The organism is Cobetia sp. ICG0124 (genome assembly GCF_004006355.1).
GTDB lineage: Bacteria > Pseudomonadota > Gammaproteobacteria > Pseudomonadales > Halomonadaceae > Cobetia > Cobetia marina.
In genome coordinates this window covers 1,480,506-1,505,469 of the sequence record NZ_CP024893.1, presented here as the reverse complement: position 1 = coordinate 1,505,469, position 24,964 = coordinate 1,480,506, and the positions used below count along the sequence as shown (strand labels likewise).

At 64.3% G+C, this 24,964-nt stretch carries 20 protein-coding genes and 6 pseudogenes; 17 read left to right on the top strand and 9 right to left on the bottom strand.

Annotation, left to right across the window (positions count from 1 at the left end; genetic code table 11):
• Positions 1 to 2: 2 nt before the first annotated feature.
• The 3 genes and pseudogenes from chrA to CU110_RS06920 all read right to left on the bottom strand — a co-directional run bounded on the left by chrA (position 3) and on the right by CU110_RS06920 (position 3,675).
• A complete protein-coding gene (gene chrA / locus CU110_RS16770; RefSeq protein WP_240665547.1) occupies positions 3 to 1,205 on the bottom strand; it encodes a chromate efflux transporter in 1,203 nt (400 codons plus the stop codon).
• Positions 1,185 to 2,462: pseudogene (gene arsJ / locus CU110_RS16765) on the bottom strand (organoarsenical effux MFS transporter ArsJ); the annotation flags it as partial. The gene chrA and the pseudogene arsJ, both read right to left, overlap by 21 nt.
• 1 nt (position 2,463) lies before the next feature.
• On the bottom strand, positions 2,464 to 3,675 hold the full coding sequence (locus tag CU110_RS06920) for an ArsJ-associated glyceraldehyde-3-phosphate dehydrogenase (protein WP_240665510.1): 1,212 nt from the start codon (positions 3,673 to 3,675) through the stop codon (positions 2,464 to 2,466).
• 217 nt (positions 3,676 to 3,892) lie between these two features.
• Between CU110_RS06920 and trxA the strand changes: the two genes are divergently transcribed.
• The 6 genes from trxA to dkgB all read left to right on the top strand — a co-directional run bounded on the left by trxA (position 3,893) and on the right by dkgB (position 9,620).
• Positions 3,893 to 4,216 (top strand): thioredoxin, encoded by a 324-nt coding sequence (trxA, locus tag CU110_RS06910; RefSeq protein ID WP_077375765.1) that lies wholly within the window; start codon positions 3,893 to 3,895, stop codon positions 4,214 to 4,216.
• 33 nt (positions 4,217 to 4,249) lie between these two features.
• On the top strand, positions 4,250 to 5,368 hold the full coding sequence (locus tag CU110_RS06905; protein WP_084208511.1) for an L-dopachrome tautomerase-related protein: 1,119 nt from the start codon (positions 4,250 to 4,252) through the stop codon (positions 5,366 to 5,368).
• Between the two features lie 120 nt (positions 5,369 to 5,488).
• A complete protein-coding gene (locus tag CU110_RS06900) occupies positions 5,489 to 6,670 on the top strand; it encodes an MFS transporter (protein WP_024952175.1) in 1,182 nt (393 codons plus the stop codon).
• Between the two features lie 108 nt (positions 6,671 to 6,778).
• The gene (locus CU110_RS06895; RefSeq protein WP_084208510.1) at positions 6,779 to 7,693 is read left to right on the top strand and encodes a TIGR03571 family LLM class oxidoreductase; all 915 of its coding nucleotides are present in this window, start codon (positions 6,779 to 6,781) and stop codon (positions 7,691 to 7,693) included.
• Between the two features lie 73 nt (positions 7,694 to 7,766).
• On the top strand, positions 7,767 to 8,777 hold the full coding sequence (locus tag CU110_RS06890; protein WP_084208509.1) for an alcohol dehydrogenase catalytic domain-containing protein: 1,011 nt from the start codon (positions 7,767 to 7,769) through the stop codon (positions 8,775 to 8,777).
• 36 nt (positions 8,778 to 8,813) lie between these two features.
• Positions 8,814 to 9,620 carry a 2,5-didehydrogluconate reductase DkgB gene (gene dkgB / locus CU110_RS06885; RefSeq protein WP_084208508.1) on the top strand — a complete coding sequence of 269 codons (807 nt, stop codon included), beginning with the start codon at positions 8,814 to 8,816 and terminating at the stop codon, positions 9,618 to 9,620.
• Between the two features lie 41 nt (positions 9,621 to 9,661).
• On the opposite strand, the pseudogene CU110_RS06880 reads toward dkgB, so the two are convergent.
• The 5 genes and pseudogenes from CU110_RS06880 to CU110_RS06865 all read right to left on the bottom strand — a co-directional run.
• Positions 9,662 to 10,261 (bottom strand): annotated as a pseudogene (locus tag CU110_RS06880) (ABC transporter transmembrane domain-containing protein); the annotation flags it as partial.
• Positions 10,262 to 10,400: 139 nt separating this feature from the next.
• Positions 10,401 to 11,033, bottom strand: coding sequence for an ATP-binding cassette domain-containing protein (locus CU110_RS17920; RefSeq protein ID WP_346427173.1), 633 nt, complete (start codon positions 11,031 to 11,033; stop codon positions 10,401 to 10,403).
• Between the two features lie 205 nt (positions 11,034 to 11,238).
• Positions 11,239 to 11,952: pseudogene (locus tag CU110_RS17915) on the bottom strand (ABC transporter transmembrane domain-containing protein); the annotation flags it as partial.
• Positions 11,953 to 12,024: 72 nt separating this feature from the next.
• The gene (gene cydB / locus CU110_RS06870; RefSeq protein ID WP_077375744.1) at positions 12,025 to 13,023 is read right to left on the bottom strand and encodes a cytochrome d ubiquinol oxidase subunit II; all 999 of its coding nucleotides are present in this window, start codon (positions 13,021 to 13,023) and stop codon (positions 12,025 to 12,027) included.
• 4 nt (positions 13,024 to 13,027) lie between these two features.
• A complete protein-coding gene (locus tag CU110_RS06865) occupies positions 13,028 to 14,434 on the bottom strand; it encodes a cytochrome ubiquinol oxidase subunit I (RefSeq protein WP_084209685.1) in 1,407 nt (468 codons plus the stop codon).
• Between CU110_RS06865 and atpD the strand changes: the two genes are divergently transcribed.
• The 10 genes and pseudogenes from atpD to CU110_RS16750 form a co-directional block, all read left to right on the top strand.
• Positions 14,433 to 15,833: a F0F1 ATP synthase subunit beta gene (gene atpD / locus CU110_RS06860; RefSeq protein ID WP_127735119.1), complete on the top strand. Its 1,401-nt coding sequence runs from the start codon at positions 14,433 to 14,435 to the stop codon at positions 15,831 to 15,833. The two genes, CU110_RS06865 and atpD, sit on opposite strands and share 2 nt — an antisense overlap.
• Positions 15,793 to 16,185 carry a F0F1 ATP synthase subunit epsilon gene (locus CU110_RS06855; protein ID WP_127735116.1) on the top strand — a complete coding sequence of 131 codons (393 nt, stop codon included), beginning with the start codon at positions 15,793 to 15,795 and terminating at the stop codon, positions 16,183 to 16,185. The genes atpD and CU110_RS06855 overlap by 41 nt, the downstream gene beginning before the upstream one ends.
• Positions 16,088 to 16,645 (top strand): annotated as a pseudogene (locus CU110_RS17910) (F0F1 ATP synthase subunit A); the annotation flags it as partial. The gene CU110_RS06855 and the pseudogene CU110_RS17910, both read left to right, overlap by 98 nt.
• Before the next feature lie 66 nt (positions 16,646 to 16,711).
• Positions 16,712 to 16,957, top strand: coding sequence for a F0F1 ATP synthase subunit C (locus CU110_RS17905; RefSeq protein WP_084209684.1), 246 nt, complete (start codon positions 16,712 to 16,714; stop codon positions 16,955 to 16,957).
• 4 nt (positions 16,958 to 16,961) lie between these two features.
• A pseudogene (locus CU110_RS16760) lies at positions 16,962 to 17,165 on the top strand (hypothetical protein); the annotation flags it as partial.
• Positions 17,144 to 18,280 carry a F0F1 ATP synthase subunit alpha gene (locus CU110_RS16755; protein ID WP_346427188.1) on the top strand — a complete coding sequence of 379 codons (1,137 nt, stop codon included), beginning with the start codon at positions 17,144 to 17,146 and terminating at the stop codon, positions 18,278 to 18,280. The pseudogene CU110_RS16760 and the gene CU110_RS16755, both read left to right, overlap by 22 nt.
• On the top strand, positions 18,180 to 18,422 hold the full coding sequence (locus CU110_RS06835) for a F0F1 ATP synthase subunit gamma (protein ID WP_127735110.1): 243 nt from the start codon (positions 18,180 to 18,182) through the stop codon (positions 18,420 to 18,422). The genes CU110_RS16755 and CU110_RS06835 overlap by 101 nt, the downstream gene beginning before the upstream one ends.
• Before the next feature lie 79 nt (positions 18,423 to 18,501).
• Entirely contained in the window at positions 18,502 to 19,770 is a 1,269-nt protein-coding gene (locus CU110_RS06830) for an alpha/beta fold hydrolase (protein ID WP_240665509.1), read from the top strand.
• 6 nt (positions 19,771 to 19,776) lie between these two features.
• Complete coding sequence (locus CU110_RS06825; RefSeq protein WP_127735108.1) at positions 19,777 to 21,168, top strand: bifunctional enoyl-CoA hydratase/phosphate acetyltransferase; 1,392 nt, start codon at positions 19,777 to 19,779, stop codon at positions 21,166 to 21,168.
• Positions 21,155 to 21,664 (top strand): annotated as a pseudogene (locus CU110_RS16750) (acetate kinase); the annotation flags it as partial. The gene CU110_RS06825 and the pseudogene CU110_RS16750, both read left to right, overlap by 14 nt.
• Before the next feature lie 49 nt (positions 21,665 to 21,713).
• On the opposite strand, the gene CU110_RS16745 reads toward CU110_RS16750, so the two are convergent.
• A complete protein-coding gene (locus CU110_RS16745) occupies positions 21,714 to 22,976 on the bottom strand; it encodes a histidinol-phosphate transaminase (RefSeq protein WP_276317895.1) in 1,263 nt (420 codons plus the stop codon).
• Here CU110_RS16745 and CU110_RS06810 point away from each other — a divergent pair.
• A complete protein-coding gene (locus CU110_RS06810; RefSeq protein ID WP_127735097.1) occupies positions 22,880 to 24,952 on the top strand; it encodes a TonB-dependent siderophore receptor in 2,073 nt (690 codons plus the stop codon). The two genes, CU110_RS16745 and CU110_RS06810, sit on opposite strands and share 97 nt — an antisense overlap.
• Positions 24,953 to 24,964 lie beyond the last annotated feature (12 nt).

Below are 24,964 nucleotides of genomic sequence, written 5' to 3'. Positions count from 1 at the left end.
GCTTACATCACCCCACGTACCGCCCCGAGAATCACCATCGCCAGCACCAGCTTCCAGGGTGCCAGCGCGAAGCGGGTCAGCGCGATGAAGGCCGCCAACGCGATGACGACGTCCAGACGACTCAGCACACTGGTGGTCCACAAGGGGTCATACAGCGCCATGCCCAGTACGCCGACGACCGCCGCATTGGCCCCCGCGAGCGCAGCGCGTGCTGCGGGCCGTGCACGCAGGCGCCCCCACAGGGGTGCCACGCCGATCAACAGCAGAATCCCCGGCAGGAAGAGACTCAACAGCGCAATGATGGCGCCGAGCACTGCCGAATCCCCGCCCACCTGGGCCATGCCCGCTCCCAGCCAGGCGGCGAAGGTGAACAGTGGCCCCGGCACCGCCTGCGCGGCCCCATAGCCGGTGAGAAAGGTATCGGCCGCGATACGCCCCGTCTCGACGGTGGAGGCCTCCAACAGCGGCAGCACCACATGCCCGCCCCCGAATACCAGCGCCCCGGCACGGTAGAAGATCTCGACCAGACTGCCGGAGGCCAGCAGCGGCAGCGCGATCAACAGCGCGAAGAAGGTGATCAGACAGGCGCGAGCCAGGCGCGTCGGGACCGGCAGCGACAGCCCCGCTGCCCCCGCCTGCTGGCGAACAAGGGCCGCACTGTCATCACGACACAGCAGGCTGCCGAGCAGCGCGCCCAGCGCGATCACTCCGACCTGCGTCCAGGCGCTCTGCGCCAGCGCCAGGCCCAGCATGGCCAACAGCGCCAGCCCGGCGCGCCGTCGGTCCGGGCACAGCGTGCGCGCCATGCCCCAGATCGCCTGGGCAACGACCGCCACCGCCACCAGCTTCAAGGCGTGGATCACCCCGGAAGCCAGCGGTCCTTCGAGGCTGGCCGCCACCAGCGCCAATGCCAGCAGTGCCAGCGCAGACGGCAAGGTGAAGCCGACCCAGGCGAGCACCCCACCCATCACCCCGCCACCACGCACCATGCCCAGTGCAAAGCCGACCTGACTGCTGGCCGGTCCCGGCAGGAACTGGCACAGCGCGACCAGCTCGGCGTAGGCCGTATCACTCAGCCAGCCGCGCCGGCGGACCAGCTCCGCGTGGAAGTAGCCCAGGTGCGCGATCGGCCCGCCGAAGCTGGTCAGCCCCAGCGTGAGGAAGGTGAGCAGCACGTCCCGATATCGCGGCAAGGCAAGGGCCATCACGGCACTCGCCGCCACCAATCCGGCCGACCACCACAGGCAGGCTTCCAGGCCATAGGCCTGATAGAGCCAACCGGACAGCAAGGTGCCCAGCAGACGCCCCATGGCATTGGCCATGTAATAGAAACCGACATCCATCGACACGCCTTCACTGCGCGCGAAGCGCACGATCAGATAGCTGTGCCAGCTGGAATTGACCGCAAAGACGGCCCCGAACACCAACAGGCCGATGATCAACCATTCCAGTGGCGCCAACCCCAACAGGATGGCACCACTGATATCGGCCGCCTGAGGCGCATCCAGCGGCAGGCTGGCCATCAGCGCCGGCAGCAGTGCCAGGCCGGCCGCCAGCGACACCGTGACCCAGCGGACGCCGGTGGCGCCGTTCAAGCGGCGTGAGAGCGGACCGGTGATGCGTGGCGCCTGGGTCTGGACACCACCATAGCCGATCACCCAGGCGGCCATGAGCACGCCGACCGTCCAGAAATGCCAGCCATGCACCTCGGCCAGATAGACCGGCAAGGCCACCACGAACCAGACGTCACGTGCCGAGAACAGGCACAGTCGAGCCGCCGAGAGCACATTGACCGCCCGCGAGGTCGAGAACATCTCACGGAATGCCGGCTTGCGACTGGCCTTGCTCTGCCCCAGTGATGCCGACAGCTTGCGCAGTGACAGCACCAGCACGCCTGCCAGCATCAGCCACATGGCCATGACGGTGCCCTGGAAGCCGATGAGACTGAGCGCCGCCCCGCCCAGGAAGAAGCCCAGTCCCTTGAGCGCATTCTTGGAGCCGGTGAGCAACGCGACCCAGCGATACAGCGCGCTCTGCGATTCCTCCACCGGCTGCCCCTTGGGCACCAGCACCTTGATGGCGCTCTTGGCGCTCATCTTGTTGAGGTCCTTGGCGATGCCGGACAGCGCCTGGGCGATCATCACCCAGATGACCGTCAACATGGGTTCCGGCACCAGCAGCATGCCGAGCGCCACCAGCTGCATCGCAAGCCCCGCATTCATGGTGCGATTGAGGCCGAGCCGTGCCCCGAGCCAGCCGCCGACCAGATTGGTGACGACGCCGAAGGCCTCGTAGAACAGGAACAGCATCGCCACGTCCAGCGCCGAATAGCCCAGCGAGTGGAAGTGCAGCACCACCAGCATGCGCAGCGCGCCATCGGTCAGCGTGAAGGCCCAGTAATTCCCCGTCACCAGCAGGTACTGACGCACCTCACGGGGCAGCTCTCGCAGGCGGGCAAGCATGTCAGCGCTCCTGTGTGCTGGGGTCGGTCAGATCACCCAGGCCGACTTTCAGTGCCAGTTCCGCGGTGCGATTGGCGTAGCCCCATTCGTTGTCGTACCAGGCGTACAGCTTGAGCTGGGTCCCCGCGACCACCATGGTCGAGAGCGCATCGATGATGCTGGAGCGGGAATCGGTACGGAAATCGATCGACACCAGCGGGCGTGTCTCATACCCCAGCACCCCGGAAAGCTCGCCTTTTGCCGCAGTTTGCAGCGCCTGGTTGACCTCCTCCACCGTCACTTCGCGATCGAGCTCGAACACCATGTCGGTGAGAGAGGCATTGGCCAGCGGCACGCGAATGGCGTGGCCGTTCAGGCGGCCTTCCAGCTCCGGGAAGATGGCGCTGATCGCCTTGGCGGAGCCGGTGGTCGTCGGAATCAGGCTCATGCCGCAGGCCCGCGCACGGCGCAAATCCTTGTGCGGCGCATCCAGAATCGTCTGGGTATTGGTGATGTCGTGCACGGTGGTCATGGAGCCATGGCGAATGCCGAACTGCTCCTGAATCACCTTGATCACCGGCGCCAGACAGTTGGTGGTACAGCTGGCCGCCGTCACGATGCGATGCGTCTGGGCATCATAGAGATGATCGTTCACGCCCATGACGATATTGAGTACGCCCGCTTCCTTGACCGGCGCGGAGACCACGACACGCGCCACGCCCTGTTCAAGATAGGCATTGAGCACCTCGGTGCTCTTCTTCTTGCCGGAGGCCTCGATCACCACATCGCAGCCCGACCAGTCGGTGTCACCGATCTCACGCTGGCTGGAGAACGCCGTGCGCTGACCATCGATGATGACGCTCTCATCGTCACTGGTGATTCCCGCGCCCGGCGACCACTGGCCATGCACGGAATCGAATTCCAGCAGGTGTGCGAAGGTCGCGGCATCGCCACCCGGGTCATTGATGCGCACCACATCCAGCGCGACATCCTCGCGCAGCTTCCACAGCGCGCGCAGCGCAAGCCGGCCGATACGGCCGAAGCCATTGATGCCGATTCGCAGAGGTGGCAGACCAGCGGGCAGCGTCAGTGAAGCGCTGTAGGACGGAGCATCATGAGCAGGGCAGCGCTCGGGACGATTGGGCATGGTCACCAGCCACTGACGCCAGCGCGCCACCTCCTCCTGCTGTGCCTCGCAGGCCGCCATCAGGATCGCGTGTCGCCAGCCCTGCATGGCGGGGCTCAGCCGGTAATACACCCACTGGCCGCGTCGCTCGCTGCTCAGGAGTCCGCAGTCGCGCAGCTGTGCGAGATGGCGCGAGACCTTGGGCTGCGAGATGCATGAGAGAATGCGCTTGCGAACGAAAGTCCCGGGGCGTTAGTGTGTGCCCATCCGGCACGTGCGGTGCCAATCTGAATCACGCATCCTCAGGGGTGCACAGGAGAGTCAAATGGCTGATTTTGCGCAAGTGGTAGACAGCAACTACACCCAGGAAGTCATCGAGAGCGAGCAGCCGGTGCTGGTGAAGTTCTGGGCGCCGTGGTGCGGCCCGTGCAAGATGCTCGACCCGATCGTCGAATCCATCGCCGAAGAACAGGGTGACGCCCTCAAGGTCGTTGCCATCAATGTCGACGATGCACCGGATCTCGCCGCGCAGAACGGCGTCCGCGGCCTGCCGACCATCGCCCTGTTCAAGTCCGGCGAGAAGATCGAAGCCCTGACCGGCGTGCAGCCGAAGGAAAACTTCGATGCCATGATCGCGCGTCACGCCTGATCACATCAGCGCCGGGTCGACAAGGAAGCATTGATGCACAACGCCGTCCGTTCGACCCGATATCTGGGCGTGTTCGCCCTGCTCTCAGGCCTGCTGACGGGCTGCGCCACCGGCCATTCCACCCTGCCCGCCACCACCTCATCACTCAAACCCGGCCCGGCCTACGGTGAGATGCGCTCGGTGGCCGTGATGCAGATACGTCCCGGCAACGTCGCCGTGACACCTGCCGGACGGGTCTTCGCGACCATTCACCCGATGGATGGCGATCACGACGTGCAGCTGGTCGAGATCACCGGACAGAACAGCTATCGTGCCTGGCCCTCACCCGCCTTCCAGACCCACGCCGGCCGCTACAGCGACGCCACCATCGACTCCCCGCTGGGCATCTATCAGGACGGCCAGGGAGGTCTTTGGATCACCGACATGGGCCTGCATCTGGGCAAGACCCGCCTGTGGGGCTTCGACATTGCCTCGGGCAAGCTGATCACCAAGCTGACCCTGCCCACTGATATCGCCCCTGAAGGCAGCTTCGTGCAGGACCTGGCAGTGGATCGCAGTCGCGGCGTGGCGTATCTGGCCGATATCGCCAACCCGGGCCTGATCACCGTCGATCTGGCCTCCGGCGAGGCGTCCCGATTCAGCCAACACGCCGCACTGCAAGCCGAGCCAGACGCCACCCTGAAGATCGATGGCCGTGACATCCCGTTCAATGGCAAGCCTGCCAAGGTGGGCGTCGACCCGATCACTTTGTCCGGCGATGGCGAGACGGTCTTCTTCGGTGCCATGACCGGCCACAGCTGGTACAGCGTCCCGGCCAGACTGCTGCGGGAAGGTGCCAATCACGACACCATTGCCGCCGCCATCACGCGCGTCGGCGACAAGCCCATCTCGGACGGTGCGGATACCGCCGGGGGCATCCACTACTTTACCAACCTCAATCAGCATGGGCTGGATGTGCTGGGGGCCGACGGCAAACTGACGCCACTGGTCCGCGACGAGCGCCTCGACTGGCCGGATGGCGTGCGCATGGCCGCTGACGGCTGGCTGTATGTCACCGTCAATCAGCTGGACAGCACGCCGCCCTTCGCAGGCGGAGAGGACGAGGGTCAGCCGCCCTACCATATCTACAAGGTCTGGCCGACGGACGACTGAGCCAGCAAATATTTTCAATAATCACAAAGGTCTTTTGCGAATCACTCCGTTTATCGCAAAACTCAACCACGGCAGACTGCACAGCATCCAAGACCCACCCATTGCTGATGGAGAACTGCCATGCCTCTTGCCCTGCTGGCGCTGACGTTGAGCGCCTTTGCCATCGGGACCACCGAGTTCGTGATCGTCGGACTGGTGCCCACCATCGCTCAGGATCTGAGCGTCTCTCTGCCTTCCGCTGGCCTGCTGGTCAGCCTGTATGCCGTCGGTGTCGCCATCGGCGCCCCCGTGCTGACTGCCCTGACCGGCCGCTTCAATCGCAAGCTGGTGCTGCTGGGACTGATGGCGCTGTTCATCGCCGGCAACCTGCTGGCCTGGCAGGCACCCAGCTACAGCTCGCTGATCACGGCGCGTATCCTGACCGGCCTCGCCCACGGGGTGTTCTTCTCCATCGGCTCCACCATCGCGACAAGCCTGGTGAGCAAGGACAAGGAAGCCAGTGCGATCGCCATCATGTTCACCGGCCTGACCGTGGCACTGGTCACCGGCGTGCCGCTGGGCACCTGGATCGGTCAGCACTTCGGCTGGCGCGCCACCTTCCTGGTTGTCTCGGTGCTCGGCGTGCTGGCATTGATCGGCAGCGCCATCCTGGTGCCCAACAACCTCAAGAAGAACGTACCGGCCACCTTCGCCCAACAGCTCAAGGTGCTGACCCATCCGCGCCTGCTGCTGGTCTACCTGATCACCATTCTCGGCTACGGCGGCACCTTCACGGCCTTCACCTATCTGGCTCCGCTGCTGCAGGACGTCAGTGGCTTCAATGAAGGCGCCATCAGTCTGATCATGCTGGTCTACGGTGTCTCGGTGGCCATCGGCAACATCCAGGGCGGCAAGCTGGCTGACCGCATGGGCCCGATTCGCGCCCTGACCCTGATCTTCGGTGGCCTGATCGTCATCCTCGGCGTGCTGACCTTCACTGCCGCCAACCCGATCACGGCCGTGATCACCATCCTGATCTGGGGTGCCTTCGCCTTCGGCAACGTGCCGGGACTGCAGGTCTACGTCGTGCAGCAGGCCGAACGCTTCGTGCCGCAGGCCGTTGACGTGGCCTCCGGCCTCAACATCGCGGCCTTCAACATCGGTATCGCGCTGGGCTCCATCGTCGGTGGCCAGGTGGTCTCCGGGATGGCCCTGACCGACACCGCCTGGATCGGCGCGCTGATCGTCACCGCCGCCCTGCTGCTGACCCTGCTGGCCGGTCGCCTCGACAAGCGTCACGCGTCTTCCATCGCGACCGCCTGATCCGCCCTGCAGCCTCCCGCCATCACGACGTGCTCCCGATTCCGACAGCTCAGCCTGCTGGCTCGGGGGCACCGTCGTCTACCCACCTGCTTGCTGAAGGAGTCCACCATGATCTCCCCGACCCGCCCGCTGGATCGCCTCACCCAGGGCCCCCTGACCATCGGCGTCGAACTGCCCCTGGACAATGACTGGGTGCGCACTGACAGAGCCCCCTCCACACCCTTCGGCGTCCCTGACATGCGCGCCCATGCCGAGCTGATCGGCCAGGTCGACAGACTCGGCTTCCGCGCCGCCTGGCTGCGTGACGTGCCGCTGTTCGACCCCGCCTTCGGCGATGCCGGCCAGGTCTTCGAGCTGTTCACCTATCTGGGCTATCTGGCCAGTCACACCGACAACCTGCTGCTGGGCACTGCCGCCGCGGTGCTGCCGCTGCGCCAGCCGTGGCTGGTGAAAAAGGCCGCCGCCAGCGTGCAGGCCCTGAGCGAAGACCGCCTGCTGCTGGGCGTCGCCAGTGGCGACCGACCGGCGGAATACCCGCTGTTCGGTGAGGAGTTCTCCACCCGCGGTGCCGCCTTCCGCCACGCGGTGGACATCATCAAGGGCCAGGCGGACGACGCCTTGCGCGACGGTCAGGCCATCCTGCCTGCCGCGACGCGTCCGCCGCTGTTGAGCGCCGGGCTCTCCCAGCAGACGCCCGAGTGGATCGGTCGCGAGATGGACGGCTGGCTGGCCTACCCGGGCACGCCACAGGATCACATCCGTCGCGTGGCGCTCTGGCGTCAGGTCGCCGGCGACAAGCCCTACGTCAGTTTCATCCACCTCAATCTGGAAGACGACCCTCACGCCCCGGTGCGTCGTCATCGCTTCGGGTTGTCGAGTGGCCGCCTTGCCCTCATGGAAGAACTGTCAGCCATGCAGGATGCCGGAGTGAATCACATCGGCTTCCACCTGCGCCGCAATCGCCGCCCGCTCACGGAAACCCTCGAGGAACTGGGCCGTGAGGTGCTGCCGCACTTTTCATGAGGGCTGACGGGTCGCACTGACCTGCCCCCGCCATGGCGGAAAGGATTCACCATTCACGCTTGAAGGAGATCCCATGTCAGATTCCACGGAAACCACCACCCCGCAAGACATCCGTCACGGCACCACCCGAGCGCCCGCCTGGGTATGGCAGGGGCCGGGAGAGCCTGAGGCGCTCGAGCAGACAGAGGTGGACATCGGCGCACCGGGAGACGACGAGGTACTGGTCGCCACGCGTGCCATCGGCCTCAATCCCGTCGACTGGAAGTTCATGGCGATGGACAGCGAGCTGTGGCAAGCCGGTCAGATTCCCGGGGTCGATGCCTCGGGTGAGGTGATCGCCTGCGGCGCGAATGTCACCCACGTCTCCCCGGGAGATCGCATCGCGGTCCACACCACCCTGGCGGGGCCGGGTACCTTCAGCAAGCGCCTGCGGGTTCCGGCGCGGGCCGTGATGCGCCTGCCCGTTACCCTGGGCTTCAATGACGCCGCCGCCTTCCCCTGCCCGGCGCTGACCGCATGGCTCGCCATCGAGAAGCTGCCCGTCAAGGCCGGTCGACGCCTGCTGATCACCGGTGCCTCCGGCAGCGTGGGCCGCTGGCTGATCCAGCTGGCCCGACAGCGCGACTTCCACGTCATCGCCGTCGCCTCCGAGAAGCGCCACGCGGACCTCAAGGCGCTGGGCGCCGACGAGACCCTGACGGACGCCGAGCAGCTGGACGCCCCGGTCTACGCCGTGATCGATACCGTCAATGGGGATCACGCCCGCAAGATGACCCGCCACCTGGGGGCCAACGGCCATATCGTCTGCATTCAAGACCGTCTGGAGCAGGCGGCCGCGCCGGCCTTCGGTCGCGCCATCTCGCAACACGAAGTCGCACTCGGGGCACTGCACTGGGCGGGTGACGACGAGGACTGGGCACGCCTGGTCGCGGCGGGGGAAGGTCTGCTCGAAGCAATCGCCGATGGCACCCTGAACCAGCCGGCGCCCTGCATCGAATCATTCACGGCGCTGCCAGCCTGCCTTGCCGAGCTGAAGCGTGGCGAACGCCGAGCGCTGAAATTCGTGATCACGGCCAACGAATGAGCGGAAAGGCAGAAGGCACTCAACAGGAGTTATTGCATGTCGACTACCCTACCGAATCCCGGCTTTGGCACCTTCCGTCTCGAGGGCGAGACGCTGCGTGACAGCTTGAATACCGCACTGGACACCGGCTATCGCCACATTGATACCGCCCAGTTCTATGGCAACGAAGCGGAAGTCGGACAGATCATCGCCGACAGCAAGGTGCCGCGCGAAGAGCTCTTCATCACCACCAAGATCTGGCACGACCGCCTGGTGCCGGGTGACATGGAGAAGAGTGTCGAGGAGAGCCTGGAACGCCTGCAGACCGATCACGTCGACCTGCTGCTCATCCATTGGCCGTCGCCCAACGATGAAGTGCCGATGGAAGATTACCTGCCGGTACTGGCCAAGCTGAAGGCAGCGGGCAAGGCACACCACATCGGGGTGTCCAACTTCACCTGCGAACAGCTGGAACGTGCCGTGGGCATCGTGGGGCGTGACGAGCTGCTCACCAACCAGGTCGAGGTCCACCCGTTCCTGCAAAACCGCAAGGTGATCGACAAGTGCCACGAGCTGGGCATCGAAGTCACTGCCTTCATGCCGCTGGCAGTCGGCAAGGTGATGGACGATGACACCCTCAAGGCCATCGCCGAACGTCATGACGCCAGCCCGGCGCAGATCGCCCTGGCATGGCTCAAGATGCAGGACATCGTCACCTTCCCGTCCTCCACCAAGGCGAAGAACATCAAGAGCAACTTCGAGGCCTTCTCCATGTCACTGACCGGTGAAGACATGGCGAAGATCGCCGAACTGGATCGCGGTGAGCGCATCGCCAACCCGGACTTCGCCCCTGACTGGGACTGATGCATGGCGGCCGCCAGCAACAGCAACCACGACAGGCCGATCACCAGACTGGCCAGGCCATTGCCGATGGCCGTGATCACCGCCAGTCGCCACTGATCTCTCAACAGGCAGGTCTCGATCTCATCCAGGCGCTGACGGGCACTGCCCAGCGCCGCATAGGCCTCAAGCTCCGCCTGACCACGCAACGTCTCCATCAGCGCCGAGCGCAACGACTCCAATGTCGTGACGCGCCGCCGACTGGCCACCAGCCCCCAGCGCGCCTGCCCCAGCGTCAGCCAGGCCCAGCCCAGCACCAGGAACCCCGCCAGCCACGCCGCCGTTGTCGGCAGCCAGACAGCGACCAGCGCCACCAGCACCGCGATCAGGCCCAGCGCCATCAGTGGCGGAGCCGCCAGACGCAGGTAGAGCGCATCCAGAGTGTCGATATCCGCGGTGAGGCGATTGAGCCAGTCACTGGAACGCCGCGCCGCCACCCGCGCGGGGTCCATCGTCACCAGTGCGGCGAAGGCAGTGCCGCGCAGGCTGGCCAGCAGACGCAGGATGGTGTCGTGGTTGTAGAGCCGTTCCAGATAGCGCGACACGGTGCGCGAGACGGCGAACAGCCGAATGCCGCTGCCCGGGGTGTAGACATCCAGCGTCATGCCCGCACCGGCGGCCAGCGCAGCCCCCGTCAGGGCGGAGGCGGTGATGAACCAGCCGGAAACCGCCAGCAGGCCGAGCGCCGAACAGGCCGTCATCATCATCAGCACCACGCCGAGTATCAGACGGCGACGGTATTGATCATGCAGGCGCCACCAGGGGGCCAGACGCGTGAGCGCCTCGCGCCAGATGGCGCGTTGCCATGGCGATCAGCGCCGGATGGTGGGTCGCGATCACCAGGGTCCGCCCTTGAGCGCTCAGCCACTCGAAGCCCGCGATCAGATAACGTTCCGTCTCGGCATCCAGACTGGCGGTGGGCTCATCGAGCAGCACCAGCGAGGCATCGCTCAGAAACACCCGCGCCAGCGCCAGCCGCTGTGCCTGCCCACCGGACAGCCCGCGCCCGCCTTCGCCGAGCGGTGTCGCGATGCCTTGCGGCAAGGCGGCAAGCTCGGCCTTGAGCCCTGCGCGCTCAAGCGCGGTGATGATCTCGGCGTCACTGGCCTGCGGCGCGGTGATACGCAGATTGTCGGCGAGACTGCCCTGCATCAGCAGCGGACGTTGATCCATCCAGGCCAGACGCGTGGCGGGGGCTATCTGACGCTGCCCGCTGTCCGGGGCGACGAATCCGGCCATCACCTGCAGCAGCGTCGACTTGCCCGCCCCGGAGGCCCCGCTGACGACCAGCACCTCGCCCTGCCTCAGCGCCAGCTCCAGCGGGCCCAGTACCTGCCCGCGCTCGGGGTGGCTCAGACAGACATCCGTCAGACACATCAGCTCGCCGAGGCGGCGTCATGTCGGCAGCCTCGAGAATCTCCATCAGCGTCTCGGAGGCGGCCAGCGCCGAGGCGCGGTCATGGTAGAACTGGGACAGGGTTCTCAGCGGCTGGAAGAACTCGGGGGCCAGCAGCAGGATCACCAGCGCACTGAAGAGGGTCAGCTCATCGGCCGGCCCGATGGGAATGTCACCAAGCAGGCCGAAGCCGATGTAGATGGCGACCACGGCGATGGAGACCGAGGCAAAGAACTCCAGCACCGCGGATGACAGGAAAGCGAGCCGCAAGGTGCGCAGACTGCGCTTGCGGTAGTCATCGGCCACCAGCGTCACCTCGCGGGTCGCCAGCTCCCCCAGCCCGAACAGGCGCAAGGTGGTGATGGCACGCACGCGATCCACGAAGTGGCGCGACAGCCGCGCGACCGCCTGGAACTGGTCACGATTGAGCGACTCGGCCCCCATGCCGACCAGCGCCATGAACAGCGGTATCAGTGGCGCGGTCAGCGCCAGCAGGATGGCTGCCAGCCAGTCCAGACTGACCACGATGGCCAGAATCAGCAGCGGCGTGATCACCACCAGACGCATCTGCACATGAAAGCGCGCGAAGTAGCCTTCCAGGGCCTCCACCTGCTCCACCCAGCGCTGGGCGAGATCGGCGCTGTGATACTGGGCGGCGCGCACCGGCCCCAGCGTCTCGAGTGCCGTCAGTACCTCGCCACGAATGGCCTGTCGCAGTCGCTGGCTGGCACGCTGGGCCAGCAGCTCCTGACCACCACTCGCCAGCACCCGCGCACCCAGCAACCCCAGCAGGCCGATGAAGGGCCACCACAGCGCCCCCAATGACTCGGGATGCTCGATGGCTTCGGTGATCACCCAGGCCGTCAGTACCAGCTGGGCGACCGTCAGGATACCCGCCACGACCCCGGACAAGGCCGAAAACCCGAGCAGGCGACGCTCTCGCGTCGCCTGCTGTCGGAGCCATCTGCCTGCTCAGTGATAGCCGACCCCCTGTACCTTGCCGCGGAACACCCAGTAGCTCCAGGCGGTGTAGCCCAGCACCATCGGAATGACGAACAGCACGCCCAGCAGCAGGAACAGCTGCGACTCCGGCGCGGAGGCCGCGTCCCACAGGGTGATGTCCGGCGGCACCAGATACGGCCACTTGCTGAAGATCAGCCCCAGATAGGTGAACAGGAACAGTCCCAGCGTCGCGACGAAGGGCTGCCCTTCCTGACGCTTGTTGACCGCCCGCCAGATCAGCGCCGCACAGCACAGCGCCAGCACCGGGAAGACCCAGAACACGCCCAGATGGTCGAACCAGCGTTCCCGCACATACTCATCCACGAACGGGGTGTAGAGGCTGATGACCGCGAAGCCCACCAGTACGGCGATCAGCAGCTTCGGCGTGATGCGATAGGCCCATTCCTGTACCTCACCCTCGCTCTTCATGATGGTCCAGGTGGCGCCCAGCAGCGCATACCCCGCCACCAGCGCAAGCCCAGTGATCACGGTGAACGGTGACAGCCAGTCGAAGGCGCCGCCCACGTAGACATGCCCTTCGGTGGCGAAGCCCTGGATGTAGGCGCCGACCACCACGCCCTGACAGAAGGTCGCCAGGAAGGAGCCGCCACTGAAGGCGATGTTCCACCAGTGACGATTGCGCGAGGACTTGAAGCGGAACTCGAAGGCGATCCCCCGGAAGATCAGCCCCGCCAGCATCAGGAAGACCCCCAGATACAGCGCCGGCAGCAGGATGGTGTAGACCGCCGGGAAGGCCGCCAGCAGCCCGGCCCCGCCCAGCACCAGCCAGGTCTCGTTGCCGTCCCAGATGGGCGCGACCGAGTTCATCATCACGTCACGGGCGTGCTCATCGGGTGCGAAAGGGTACAGGATGCCCACCCCCAGATCGAAGCCATCCATCAGGATGTACATCATGACGCCGAAGCCGATGATCAGCGCCCAGATCATTGTCAGATTGATCATTTCCATCAGCTCAACTCCTTACCGTGCGGCTGGCATCATCGTCCAGACTCTCGTGCGCGGCGGACAGCGGGCGCATCGCGGTCTCGACATCGTCATGGGGCAGTTCCGGTTGCATGCCACCACGGATGACGCGGGTCAGGTAGTAACTGCCGGTCACGAAGACCACCAGATAGACCAGGAAATAGCCGATCAGCGTGGTAAGCACCATCCAGCCGGTGAGTGACGGCGTGACGGCCTCCTGCTGGGTCATCATCTCGTAGACCAGCCACGGCGAGCGCCCGGCCTCGGTCACGAACCACCCCGCCAGCACGGCGAAGAACGGCGCGATGGACATCAGACGCAACGTCTGCAGGAAGGGGCGCGAGCGATAGAGTTTGCCATCGCGGCGCAGGAAGACACCGATGAAGGCCACGGCGATCATCAAGAGCCCCATCGCCACCATCACGCGGAACGACCAGAACACGAACCACACCGGCGGCTGCTTGTCAGGTGCGACCTCCTTGAGCCCCGGCACCACGCCATCGGGGTCGTGGGTCAGGATCAGACTGGCCAGCTTCGGGATCGCGATCTCGAAGTGGTTCATCTGCGCCTCCTTGTCCGGCCAGGCGAACAGCAGGAGCGGCGCGCCCGACTGGGTCTCCCAGTTGCCTTCCATCGCGGCGACCTTGGTCGGCTGATGCTCCAGCGTGTTGATGCCGTGCATGTCACCCACCACCGCCTGCGCCGGTGCCAGCACCAGCAGCAGCCACATGCACATGGACAGCGCACGCTTGTTGGCGTCGACATCGCGCCCGATCAGCAGATACCAGGCACTCACCCCCGCCACCACGAAGCCACCGGTCAGGAAGGAGGCGATCGCCATGTGGGCGAAGCGATACGGCAGGGAGGCATTGAAGATGGCAGCGGCCCAATCCTTGACGAAGAAGTGGCCGTCCACCATCTCCACTCCCGCCGGTGTCTGCATCCAGCTGTTGGTGGAGAGAATCCAGAAGGCGGAGATGAAGGTGCCCAGCGCCACCATCAGGGCCGCGAACAGATGGATCCCTTCCGGCACCTTGCCACGCCCGAACAGCAGCACGCCGAGGAAGCCTGCCTCAAGGAAGAACGCCGTCACCACCTCATAGCTGAGCATCGGCCCGATGAAGTTGGAGCTGGCATAACTGAAGTTGCTCCAGTTGGTGCCGAACTGGAAGGCCATCACGATGCCCGAGACCACCCCCATGGCGAACACGACGGCGAACACCTTCACCCAGAAGGCGGCAAGTCGGTCCCAGGCGGCATTGCCGGTCTTGTAATAAAGACCGTGCAACAAGGCGACATAGGAAGCCAATCCGATGGTGAACACCGGAAAGACGGCGTGGAATGACACGACAAATCCGAACTGTATTCGCGACAGGATCACGGGATCCAGTTCCATGGGCAACTCCTCACGAGTGGTGGATGTCACCTTTGAGGCCGTGGAACTGCCACCCATCAATTCGGCGCTCATCGTGAAGTGGAGCAAGCCGACGACATTGATACTCGAGGTGCACAGTCACCTTAGCGTGACCACCTTGCGTGCCGTAGCGTTCCAATCCACGGCGGGGCTCGCACGGGGCGTCGCAGTACAGGCATCAGGTCGCCCCATACGCGTACCGGTCGGCGAAGCCGTGCTCGGGCGATTGCTGGATGTGGTGGGTGAGCCACGTGATGACGGCCCGCCCCTGCCCGGTGACACACCACGCTGCTCCATTCATGCCACGGCCCCACCGCTCGAATCGCAGATAGGGGCCAGCGAAATGTTCGAGACCGGCATCAAGGTCATCGACCTGCTGATGCCCATGGCACAGGGCGGCAAGGCGGCCATGTTTGGCGGCGCAGGGGTGGGCAAGACCGTATTGGTCATGGAACTGATACGCGCCATGGTCGAGAAATATGCAGGAATCTCCGTCTTCGCGGGCATTGGAGAGCGCTCACGCGAGGGTCATGAGTTGCTGACCGAAATGGCAGGGTCCGGCGTACTGGCGCGCAGCGTGCTGGTCTATGGCCAGATGAACGAGCCACCAGGCGCTCGCTGGCGTGTGCCCATGACAGCACTGGCCATCTCCGAGTATTTCCGTGATCAACAGCATCGCAACGTGCTGCTGCTGATGGACAACGTCTTCCGTTTCGTACAGGCCGGCGCGGAGGTCTCGAGCCTGCTGGGCAGGCTGCCGTCACGCGTGGGCTATCAGCCGACACTGGCCAGTGAAGTCGCTGCCCTGCAGGAGCGTATCGCGTCTGTTGCCGGGTCGGCAGTCACGGCCATTCAAGCCGTCTACGTGCCGGCGGATGACTTTACCGACCCAGCCGTCACCACCATTTCCAGCCACATGGACTGCGTCATCATGCTCTCGCGCGCCATGGCGGCAGAGGGCTTCTATCCCGCCATCGATCCGCTGGACTCCTCATCGATGCTGCTGGACCCACTGGTCGTCGGCGACATCCACTACGAGACGGCCGATACCGTGCGCCGAACGCTGGCCCGCTTTCGAGAGCTGGCCGACATCATCTCCTTGCTCGGGGTCGAGGAGCTGGGTGCCGCCGATCGTCAGATCGTCACCCGTGCCAGGCGACTGCAACGCTTCCTCACCCAGCCCTTCATGGTCACGGAGGCATTCACCGGCACACCCGGCGCCAGTGTGGCGCTCACCGAGACTCTGGCAGGCTGTCGAGCCATTCTCGCCGGCGAGACAGATGATTGGCCGGAAAGCGCGCTGTACATGGTCGGCACGCTGGAGGAGGCACGCCACAAGCATGAGACTCATCATCGTGACGCCACTGACCCTCATCGCTGACAGACAGATCGACAGCCTGCGCGCCGAGGATGCCAGTGGCAGCTTCGGCATCCTCACGGGCCACAGCGAATTCCTGACAGCGCTGGAAATCTCGGCGCTCAGCTGGCGTGAAGGCGAGTCCCAGCATTTCTGCGCCATCCGAGGCGGCGTGCTGAATGTCAGTCGCGGCGAGATCCACATCGCCACCCGAGAAGCCGTATTGGGTGATGACCTGGACACGCTGGACAGCGAGGTACTGGCCCGTTTCCGCGCCGATGCCGATACGCAGCGAACGGAGCACGTCGAGAGCATGCGCCTCCAACTCAATGCGCTGCGTCACATTGACACGCCGCCTGACCCTGATACCCGATAGACGCCAGGCAGCACTGGAGCTGCTGGTATCGACTCTCGATGTGCAGATCCGTGAGACCAGTGGCGTTGAGCCAACACCGTATCGCAGTTTCATCGGCACGCTGTTCCTGTTCATCCTGGTCGCCAACCTGTCATCGCTTCTCCCCGGGGTCGAACCTCCGACTGCCCAGATGGAAACGGATGCCGCGCTGGCCCTGCTCGTCTTCGTGTCCATCATCTGGTTCGGCATTCGGGGCGCAGGCGTCAAGGGCTATCTCAAGTCGTTCGCGGCGCCCAATGTGGTGATGATTCCCTTGAACATTCTGGAGAGTCTCACCCGTACCTTCTCCATGTTCGTCCGCCTGTTCGGCAATGTGATGAGTGGCGTTTTCGTCATCGGAATCGTCGCATCACTGGCAGGACTGCTGGTACCGATTCCCCTGATGGCGCTGGATCTTCTGACCGGTCTGGTACAGGCCTACATCTTCGCCATCCTGGCGCTGGTCTTCATTGCCTCGACGGTCGAGGAAGGCCGCGCAGAACTCATGATGGATTGGATCGCCTTTGCCAGTGTCATCTCCGCAGCATTTGCCGTGGCGTTCGGCGCCATAGGGCCAGCGCTCGCGGAGGGCCGTGCCGTGGCCGCCGCCATGGACGCCATCGCTCGCCAGCCGGAGGCCGCCAATACGATCTCGCGTACGCTGTTCGTTGGCCTGGCGATGATAGAGACCACTGCTATCTACTGCCTGGTGATCGCGTTGTTGCTGCTGTTTGCCAACCCATTGCTGGCGTGAACTGATGACTATCGACTGGTGGGGAATCGGGTTGCAGGCACTCAACGTGCTCATCCTGATCTGGCTGCTCTCGCGCGTGCTGTGGAAGCCTGTCTCACAGGCCATCGAGCAGCGCCGCGCAACGGCACAGGCCACGCTCGACGCCGCCGATGACGCGCACACCGAGGCGGACAGACGTCTTGCCTCATTGAACGCGGCGCATGCCAACATCGCGGCAGAGCGCAGCGCCCTGCTCAAGGGCCCATCGAGCGCCCGGCACCGTCGATCATCGAGCGAGATCTGGTCACCGAGCCAGTACAGACCGGCATCATTGCCGTCGATACGCTGTTCGCCCTCGGCCGCGGCCAACGCGAACTCATCGTCGGTGATCACGCCACCGGCAAGACGACGCTGGCCATCGATACGATGATCGCGCAGCGCAGCAGTGACATGATCTGTCTGTATGTCGCGGTCGGCCAGAAGACGTCCAGCGTGCGACGTGCCATTGATGCGCTGACCTCTCAGGGCAACTTTGCGCGCTGCATCGTGATGGTCGCAGGCTCGGCCTCGGCGCCAGGCCTGCAGTGGATTGCCCCTTATGCCGGCATGACGATGGCGGAGCATTTCCGCGACACGGGCCAGCATGCCTTGATCGTGATCGATGATCTTTCCAAGCATGCGGCCACCCACCGCGAGATTGCGCTGCTGACACGCCAGTCACCCGGCCGCGAGGCCTATCCGGGGGATGTCTTCTATCTGCACGCTCGCCTTCTGGAACGCGCCGCCAAGCTATCTCCTGCCAAGGGCGGCGGCTCGCTGACCGCGCTGCCCATCGCGGAAACCGACTCCGGCAATCTATCGGCCTATATTCCGACCAACCTGATCTCGATCACCGATGGCCAGATCGTGCTGGACGCCGCGCTCTTCCATCAAGGACAGAAACCCGCAGTGGATGTCGGCTTGAGCGTCAGTCGTGTCGGCGGCAAGACCCAAGCGCCAGTACTGCGCAAGGCCGCGGGTACGCTGCGGCTGGATTACGCGCAATTTCTGGAACTCGAAGTCTTCACGCGTTTCGGCGGCATGCCGGATGGTCACGTGCGTGACCAGCTTCGCAGGGGGGAGTGCATTCGCGCGATTCTCCGCCAGCCTCAACATCAACCGCTGCGTCTCATCGACGAGGTCGCACTGCTGAGCGCCCTGCATGCCGGACTGCTGGATACGCTGTCGACGCGCGACTTCGCTGATGCAGTTGCCCCGCGAGCAGCTTGTCACGCGCCTGGGACAGGAGCATCAACATGCGCGTCTCTGTCAGGCCGCACTGCACGCCTTTGCGGCCGAGAATGAAGCGCGCATGGAGGCCATGACCTCGGCAGCCACTCAGATCGAACGTGAACTGGAGGATTTCAAGGCCACGCTGCGCCAGGTACGACAAGAATCCATTACCGCTGAAATCATCGAGCTTGGCACCGGCGCCAACCCTTTATGAGACGATCGACCGCATCGTTCACGCAGGCGTTGCCAGATCCACGCTGGGACTGGCGCCGTCAGTGCTTGGTGAGGCCTGGATGGACTGGGCGATACACCTGGCCATTTCCCCGGGCAAGCAACTCAACCTGGTGGAATCAGCCCTCAGAGGGAACATGGCGATCTGGCATACGGCCCTTGGTATGCCTCCCCCCGAGGTGGGACATACCCTGGCAGTCACGCCCGGCAAGGTCATCTTCCGCAATGCACTGATCGAACTCATCCAGTACACGCCGACCACAGGTAGCGTGCACCCCGAGCCGATACTGATCGTGCCGGCCTGGATCATGAAGTACTACATTCTCGACCTTTCGCCCGGAAACTCGTTCGTCCGTTTCCTGGTGGGACAGGGGTACAGCGTATTCATGCTGTCCTGGACCAATCCTGGCGCCGATAAGCGCGACCTCGGCATGGATGACTACCGCCGACTGGGCATCATGGATGCCGTCGACGCCATACAGGCCATTACCCAGGCCTCCAGGCTGCACGCGGTCGGCTATTGCCTTGGCGGTTCGCTGCTGGCAATCGCCGCAGCGGCGATGAGCCGTGACGGAGATGATCGCCTGGCCTCGGTCAGCCTTCTGGCCGCGCAGGTCGACTTCACCGAGGCCGGTGAACTGCGCCTCTTCATCAGCGACTCACAGGTCACGCTGATCGAGGACATGATGGCAGACAAGGGCTACCTGTCTTCCGACCAGATGGCCGGCACCTTCGCCCTGCTGCGTGCACGTGATCTGATCTGGACGCCAGCAGTGAAGCACTATCTGTTGGGACAACGCCGTCATTCCTTCGACCTCATGATCTGGAATTCGGATGCCACCCGCATGCCAGCGCGCATGCACTCGGAATACCTGCGCCGCTTGTTCCTGAACAACGACCTGGCAGAGGGCCACTATCACGTCGGTGACAAGGCGATCAGCATCTCGGACATCCGCGCACCGATCTTCGCAGTCGGTACCGAGGACGACCACGTCGCCCCCTGGCATTCGGTCTACAAGCTTCACTTGTTCGTCGATGTGGACATGACCTTCGTGCTCACCAGCGGGGGCCACAATGCGGGGATCGTCTCTGAGCCTGGCCATCAACATCGCCACTTCCGTATCGCCGATACCGCGGCGAATGCTGCCTTCCGAGACCCTGACGAATGGCTTGCCGACGTGGCGCCGCAGGACGGCTCATGGTGGCCAGCCTTTGCGAGCTGGCTCGATGGGCATTCCGGCACACCTGTCTCTCCGCCACCGATGGGGGCTTCGACAGGACGTTACGTTGCCCTGTGCGACGCCCCCGGCAGCTATGTCCTGCAAACCTGAGAAAGCCTGCAATATGTCGAGAACCGCACCTATGACGAGATCAGGGTCGGGGACAGCGCCACGCTCAGCCGGACACTGAAGCCTCAAGATATCCAGCTGTTTGCCGTGATGTCCGGTGACGTCAATCCCGCGCACGTGGATGAGGAGTTTGCGAGCTCTGCCATGTTCCATGGCGTCATTGCCCATGGCATGTGGGGCGGCGCACTGATATCGGCAGTGTTGGGTACCGAGCTTCCCGGTCCCGGCACCATATTTCTCGACCAGACCCTCTCCTTCAAGGCGCCGGTGCGCGTCGGCGACACGATAGACGTGCGCATTGCCGTCAATGCCAAGCTGCCACGGGGACGACTGGTGCTGGCATGCACCTGCACCAACCAGCACGGCAAGATCGTCATCGAGGGCGAAGCGCGCGTCATCGCACCAGACAGGAAGATCCGCCGCCCGCGCGTGGTACTGCCGGAGGTACACCTGCATGTGCAGGGTGCGCAATATGCCCGCCTGATTGCCGCGACACGTGAGTTGCCCGCCATTGTGACGGCGGTGGTGCATCCCTGTGATGCCCTGTCGCTGACCGGTGCGCTGGAAGCTGCAGGCCGCGAGATCATCGTGCCCATCCTGATCGGCCCTCGGACGAAGATCGAGGCTGCCGCCAGCGCCGCCGAGCTGTCGCTTGACGGTATTGACATCATTGATGTCCCTCACAGTCACGCCGCAGCGGCGGCAGCAGTCGCACTGGTTCGCTCCGGTACGGTCGGCGCCTTGATGAAGGGGTCGCTGCATACTGATGAACTGATGGAGGCCGTGGTCGACAGCCATCTGGGGCTCAAGACCGAACGCCGCATCAGCCATGTCTATGCGCTGGATGTTCCGACCTATCCCAAGCCATTGCTGGTCACGGACGCCGCGATCAATATTTATCCGTCCCTCATCGACAAGCGCGATATCGTTCAGAACGCCATCGACCTCATGCAATCCCTCGGTGTGGCCTTGCCGAAGGTCGCGCTGCTCTCGGCCGTGGAAACCGTCAATCCGCACATCACCTCCACGCTGGATGCGGCTGCGCTGTGCAAGATGGCGGATCGCGGCCAGATCACCGGCGGGCTGCTCGATGGTCCACTGGCCTTCGACAATGCCATCTCGGCCAAGGCAGCCAGCGAAAAAGGCATTCAGTCTCTCGTGGCCGGTGATGCCGACATCCTGATAGCGCCAGATCTCGAGGCCGCCAACATGATCGCCAAACAGCTGATCTACCTGGCGGGCGCAGATGCCGCCGGAATCGTGCTGGGCGCGCGCGTACCGATCATCCTCACCAGTCGCGCCGATAGCCTGTTGGCCCGTCTGGCCTCCTGCGCCCTGGCGCAGCTGTATCTCAGCCACCATACGGATGCGCTGCCATGACAGAGGTGACGTCATTGCTGCCCACCTGGGAAATGGTGCCAGCCTGTGTGCCATGCGCGAGCGAAGGAGCGTCGCGACCAGCATGGGGTTCACTGCGCTGGAAGGACTGATGATGGGACAGCGTTGTGGCTCACTGGACCCTGGTGTCGTGCTGTATCTGCTGGAATCGCTGGGCATGTCGATACGGGACGTCTCACAGCTGCTTTACGAGCAATCCGGGCTGCTGGGTGTCTCGGGCATCAGCAATGACATGGCAGAGCTTGAAGCACATGCCGCGCCCGAGGCCCGCACCGCGATCGCGCTCTTCTGCTACCGAGCGGCCAGTGAAATCGCGGCTCTCGCCACCGCCCTGGGAGGCCTCGACAGCATCGTCTTCACCGCCGGAATCGGTGAGAACTCCTCACGGGTGCGCCAGCTCATCATCTCGCGGCTTGGCTGGCTGGGGGCCAGGCTGGACGCCGATGCCAATGCACGCCATGAACGCAAGATCAGCAGTGACGAGTCACGCATCGGCATCTACATCATTGCCACCGATGAGGAGATCGTCATCGCTCGCGCAACACGGCTGACACGTAGTGCATTTCCGCCGGGGTGCCCAGCGACATGCGACACCAGCCGTCTGCCGGCGGGAAGGCACGGCCGATCAGCACATGACGCGCCTTCATGTCCGCCTGGAATTCCTTGAGCGGCCTGGAAATGCGATGGAAGACGAAGTTGGTCTGACTGGGTAGATACTCCCAGCCCAGCTCATCGAGCGTCGCGGTGAAGATGGCACGCGCTTCGTCGTTGCTCTGCTTGCTGTGGGCCAGAAACTCCGGTGACTGCATCGAGGCCGTCGCCGCCATGACCCCGGGGTAGGACAATGTCATGGCGTCATCTTCCACGTAATGCGAGACATGCTCGAGACGCTCGGCATCGCCCACCGCATAGCCGACCCGCAGTCCCGCCATGGCGTGGATCTTGGAGAAGGTCTTGAGCACCAGCACGTTCTTCGCGCCCCCCGCCACCAGACTGTCCGCGGAGCGGAAGGCCGGGTCATTGACGAATTCGGCATAGGCCTCATCGATGATGAACAACGTGTCGGAGCGGCTGGCATTGACCCAGGCGTAGAGCGCATCGCTGGAGATGATGGTCGAGGTCGGGTTGTTGGGATTCACCAGATAGACGATGGACGGGCCGGCGTGGTCCGCCACGGCCTGCTGCATGTCGGAGAGCTTGAACGACCAGTCCTCACGCGAGGATGGCACCTTGTTGATCGCCAGATCATAGAAGCCGGCGTACAAGGCACCATCGCCGTAGGTGAGTTCCGGGATGACCAGCTGAGTGTCCGGAGTCGCATGCGCCAGCACGCTGGCCCGAATCGCATCGGAAGAGCCCGGCGTGAACAGCACGCTTTCAGGGGTCACCTTGTGATGCGTCGCCACCAGTGACTGCAACTTGCCCATGTGGGCGAAGGGATAACGATTGGAATGCGCGATGGACGCCGAGGCCGCACGCTGCGCCGAGGGGGCCATGCCGAGGGCATTCTCGTTGTAGTTGAGTCGCACCGGCGCCTTGGCCGAAGGCGTGAGCGTGGCCGCCGTCGCGGGGGCCTCCTTGGCGAAGGCCTGCGGAATGCCGGGGAGGAACTGTCCGAGGGCCGCGCCGGCAAGCGCTGCGCCACTCATGCCCAAAAAACCGCGCCGTGACGGAGACGCGTGAGCTACAAGCCATGACCATCGTCGGTGAAGCGCAGACCTCCACCACCGAGTTGACCCGTGACTACACGGTCGGCGCCAGCACCCGCGCCAATGGCCTGACGCTGTCACCGCGCGAGACACCGCAGTCGATCAGCTTCCTGACCCGCCAGCAGATGGAGGATGAGGCGCTCACCAGCACCACGGAAGCCGTCAACCGCCTGCCAGGGGTGTCCTCCAATCGTCTCGATGGCACGCGCACCAACTTCCAGTCGCGTGGCTACTCGATCCGCAATTTCCAGTTCGATGGTCAGCAGAGCAACACCAGCAGCTTCTGGCCCTTCGGTGACGCCGAGTGGGACACCGCCATCTATGACCGCGTCGAGGTGATTCGCGGGGCCACCGGCCTGATGACCGGGGTGGGCGATCCCTCCGCCACCGTCAACTTCGTGCGCAAGAAGCCGCTGGAGGAAGCCGCCGCCAGCGTGACCGGTGCCGTGGGCAGCTGGGACCGCCGCCGTGGTGTGGTGGATGTCAGCACGCCGCTGGATGACGCCGGCAAGGTCGGCGTACGCTTCGTGGCCGCCAAGGACCGCTCCGACAGCTTCATGGATGACGTGGAGAATGACCGCGAGACCCTCTACGGCGTGATCGCCGCGGAACTGACACCGGATACCGAACTGAATGTCGGCGTCGAATACCAGCGCTACGACCAGGACGGCGCCTATCTGGGCGTGCCGCTCTACTACACCGACGGCTCGCGGACCGATTTCGATCAGTCAGTCGCCAACAATACCGAGTGGGCCCACTTCTTCACCGAGAACACGCGTGGCTTCGCGGACCTGACCCACTACTTCGCCAATGGCTGGAAGGCGACCGCCGCCTACAGCCACGGCGACGCCAATTACGGGCTGACCTACAACTACCGTGGCGGCTATGTGGACCGTGACAACGGCATCCTCTACTACGACACCAACCGCCAGGTACCCACCGGCTCCTATCTGCTGGACTACCGCGGAGACCGGACCCAGAAGAACCTCAACCTGAGCGCCGAAGGTCCCTTCGAGCTGTTCGGTCGCGAGCATCAACTGGGCTTCGGCTATATGCAGCTGAAGGAAGAGTACGAGATCTGGAGTCGCACTCCGGCGAGCAGCGTGCCGGCGCTGGGCAGCTTCACCGATCGTGACGACCCGGCACTGGCCGAGCCCGAATGGGGCGAGTGGGGCCTGAGCGATGACACCGAGACTAGGCAGGAAGGCTTCTACGCCGTCACGCGTTTCTCGCTGGCAGACCCCGTGCATCTGATCCTCGGTGCCCGCCTGACGGATTGGGAGATCGACCAGAACTACCGCGGTGAGCGCAGCTATGAGTACAACGACGAGTTCACGCCCTATGCCGGCCTGATCGTCGATATCACCGACAACCTCACCGCGTACACCAGCTACACGCAGATCTTCAACACCCAGAGCGAACGCGCCCCCGATGGCGCCCTGCTCGATCCGCTGGAAGGCACCAGCTATGAAGCGGGCCTGAAGGCCGAGCTGTTCAATGACCGCGCTGACGTGTCCTTCGCCGTCTTCCGCAGCGAGCAGGACAATCTGGCCGTCGAGATCCCCGGCGTCTATGTCGCGGGCACTACCGATCAGGCCTACACCGAATCCGACGGCGCGGTGGTGGAAGGGTTCGAGCTGGAAGTGGCCGGTGAAGTCGCCCCGGGCATCAACCTCTCCGCCAGCTACGCGCTGGTGGATGCCGAGGATTCCGATGGCACCCAGCTCAATACCAGCTATCCACGCCAGCAGGCCAAGGTCTACGCCACCTGGCAGCTGCCCGGTGACTGGTCACGCCTGACCCTGGGCGCCGGCGGCACCTGGCAGGGCGACACCTATCGTGACGCCGATACCCCGACCGGCACCGCCAAGGTCGGTCAGGGCGATGTCTTCCTGGCCAACGCCATGGCGCGCTATCGCATCAATGACCACTTCAGTACCCAGCTCAACGTCTCCAACCTCTTCGATGAGGAGTACTACACCCAGCAAGGCTTCTACAGCCAGTACCTCTATGGTGCGCCGCGCAGTGCCCTGCTGAGCATGACCTACGACTTCTGAGGACAGGCGCGT